Below are 2937 nucleotides of genomic sequence, written 5' to 3' on the forward strand. Positions count from 1 at the left end.
GATAGCAAACGGCACGTCCAGGATGCGCGCCATCGTCTGCGCCAGCAGGGTCTTGCCGCTGCCGGTGGGGCCGATCAGCAGGATGTTGGACTTCGACAGCTCGACGTCGTTCTCGCCTGCGACGTGTTCCAGGCGCTTGTAGTGGTTATGCACCGCGACCGAGAGCACGCGCTTGGCATGCTCCTGGCCGATCACGTACTCGTCCAGGACCTGCTTGATCTGCTGGGGTGTCGGCAGGCCGCCGTCGCCGCGGGTAAAGCTCTGCTTCTGCTCGTCGTGGATGATCTCCGCGCAGAGCTCGACGCACTCGTTGCAGACGAAAACGGCCGGACCGGCGATGAGCTTCTTCACCTCATGCTGGCTCTTGCCGCAGAAGGAGCAGTAGAGGGTCTGCTGCTGGTTGTTGCCGTCGCCGGACTTGCTCATGGCTCCTCGGCTATACGTATCTGCCTCGTCTCAGCTTGACGGGGATGGCGCGCCAGGGCAACCCCCTGGCTCGGCGTCCTCCGTAGCGCTTGCGAAACGCAGGCGTGGGATTTTGGGACTCTCCCTGATATGAGGGCTGATGTCCGCACGCCAAGGGGGGTACCGCTTCACGTGGGGGTTACCCGTCAGGAAGTTTCAGCGGGCGCCCGTCTAGCCGATCTCTACTACACCGTCGATGGGTTAAGTCATCATGAACGTGCACATGAGCAATGAGGTGGATGCTTTGCGGCTGAGCGAGACGGCTGCGGTCGCTTTCGCTGACGCGGTCGCGTTCGACAGCCACGGCCTCGTCCCCGTCGTTGCCCAGCAGCACGACAGCGGCGAGGTGTTGATGCTCGCCTGGATGAACCGCGAGGCCTTGATCGCGACCCTGACGGGCGGTCGGGTGACCTACTGGTCGCGCTCCCGGCAGGCGATGTGGCGCAAGGGGGATACCAGCGGGCACATCCAGGAACTGGTCGAGGCCCGGGTCGACTGCGACGGCGACACGCTACTGCTGTTGATTCGGCAGACCGGCGCGGCTTGCCACACTGGGGCGCGCAGCTGTTTCTATCGACGTGCCGGAGAGGCCGGCCCGGAGCCGCTGTAAGGCAGCTTCCGGAGCGTGTGGGGGGAGAACGTTTCCGCCGGCCCCTGACCATAAGTATATTCAGGTCATCCGCGCGCCGTGGATAGCCGTAAGCTTATGTGGATTTGGATACGATCTGCATGGCGGCGACCAAGCGTGGCCAGCGGTCTATTTCGCATAAAAGGGTGTCAAGTCGATGATCTGACTTGGCAGGTCGTGGGTCCAGGCTGATCTTCTGTCCGGCTAGGACCTGCGGATCGGGGGAACCGTAGCTGCCGGCATGCACCGCTAGAACAACCGTCCGCGAACGCGGCGAAAGGACAGGCATGGCTGAGCGATCGATGCGCGTCTCAACTGACAGCAGCTTGCCCAACGGCACCGGCGCCGCGTCCCTCGGCCGGACAGCTGCCGGGCGTCCGGAACACCTCCACAGTCAGGACATTCACACTGCGTCTGACAGCTGTGAGAAACCCTCCAGCTCTCACGAGCGAATCGGCTGGCGCCGGGCGGCGTTCGCGACGCTGTGCGGGGGCACCTGGCTGGCTGCGGTCGCCACGATGGCGGCGCTGTTGGCCGGCGACGGTCTGGCGCCGGTGGAATCGCTGCTGCTGCTGTGTTTCTGCCTGTCGATTCCGATGGTGGTGATCGGCTTCTGGAATTCCGTGATCGGCGCCGCCGTTATGTTGGCCGCCCGCAACCATCTGGACGTGGTGGCGCCGTTTCATCGCAACCGGGTGAAACGCTCAAGCGCCCGGGTGGCGATCGTCATGCCGGTGTTCAACGAGGACACCGATCGCGTCTTCCGCCATCTGCAAAAGCTTCTAGCCTCCTTGGATAGCCTTGGGGTGGGCGGTCGTTACGAGGTGTTCCTGCTGTCCGACAGCACCGATCCCGAAATCCGCGCGGACGAGCAGCGCCGCCTGCGTGCCTGGCAGTGCGCGGACGCGGACGGTGCGGCGCGGCTGCACTACCGCCACCGCACGGAAAACCAGGGCTACAAGGCCGGCAACCTGTGGGCGTTCGTCGAGACCCGCGGTCAGGATTTCGACTACATGGTCGTGCTCGACGCCGACAGTGCGATGCACGGGCGCACGGTCGATCGGCTGGTGCGGATCATGGACGCCAACCCGCGGCTTGGGATTCTGCAGTCGCTGGCTGTGGGTATGCCGACCGAGAGCGCGTTCGCGCGTCTTTTCCAGTTCGGCATGCGCCACGGCATGCTGGTGCATACCGTGGGCGCGGCCTGGTGGCAGGGCGGTTCCTGCCCCTACTGGGGCCACAACGCGGTGATCCGTACCGACGCCTTCAAGCAGTTCTGCCACCTGGAGCCGTTGCCGGGCACGCCGCCGCTGGGCGGCGACATCCTGAGCCACGATCAGGTGGAAGCCGCGCTGATGCGCGCTGGCGGCTATGAGGTCCGGGTGCTGCCCGTCGAGGGCGGCAGCTACGAGGAGATGCCGCCGACCCTGCCGGATTTCATCAAGCGCGACCTGCGTTGGTGCCAGGGCAACATGCAGCACTTGCGCGTGCTGTTCGCCCGCCGGCTGCATTGGATGAGCCGGGTCAACCTGCTGGTCGGGATCATGAGCTTCCTGTCCGCCCCGCTATGGGTGGTGTTCGTCACGCTGACGATCATCGAGGCGAGCAGCTCCGACTTCTGGGAGCGGATTTCGGCCGTGGCGGAGGTCACGACGCAGCCGATTGGCCCGTTTGGCATCGACATGCTCGCGGTGGTCGCTCAGGAGACGGAGGTGGTCAGCCTACTTGCGCTGGCTGTGGTATTGCTGCTTGGGCCCAAGCTGATGGGCGTTCTCCTGGTCGGCTTCGACCGCACCTTGCGGCGCAGCCACGCCGGTTTTGGGCGGCTGTTCGCCGGGCTCGTG

General features: G+C 65.1%; 3 protein-coding genes. 2 read left to right on the forward strand and 1 reads right to left on the reverse strand.

The genetic code is table 11. The features are described 5' to 3' along the window. A partial coding sequence (locus CCR87_RS00165; protein ID WP_201155325.1) for a ClpX C4-type zinc finger protein occupies positions 1-426 on the reverse strand: 426 nt, incomplete at its 3' end. Between the two features lie 262 nt (positions 427-688). On the opposite strand from CCR87_RS00165, the gene hisI reads away from it, so the two are divergent. Beyond that, positions 689-1075, forward strand: coding sequence for a phosphoribosyl-AMP cyclohydrolase (hisI, locus tag CCR87_RS00170; RefSeq protein WP_051432367.1), 387 nt, complete (start codon positions 689-691; stop codon positions 1073-1075). A gap of 344 nt (positions 1076-1419) precedes the next feature. Continuing rightward, on the forward strand, positions 1420-2937 hold a 1518-nt coding region (gene mdoH / locus CCR87_RS00175), incomplete at its 3' end, for a glucans biosynthesis glucosyltransferase MdoH (protein WP_201155326.1).

Origin of the sequence: Rhodobaculum claviforme, from assembly GCF_016653255.1 — a bacterium.
GTDB classification, from domain to species: Bacteria; Pseudomonadota; Alphaproteobacteria; order Rhodobacterales; family Rhodobacteraceae; genus Rhodobaculum; species Rhodobaculum claviforme.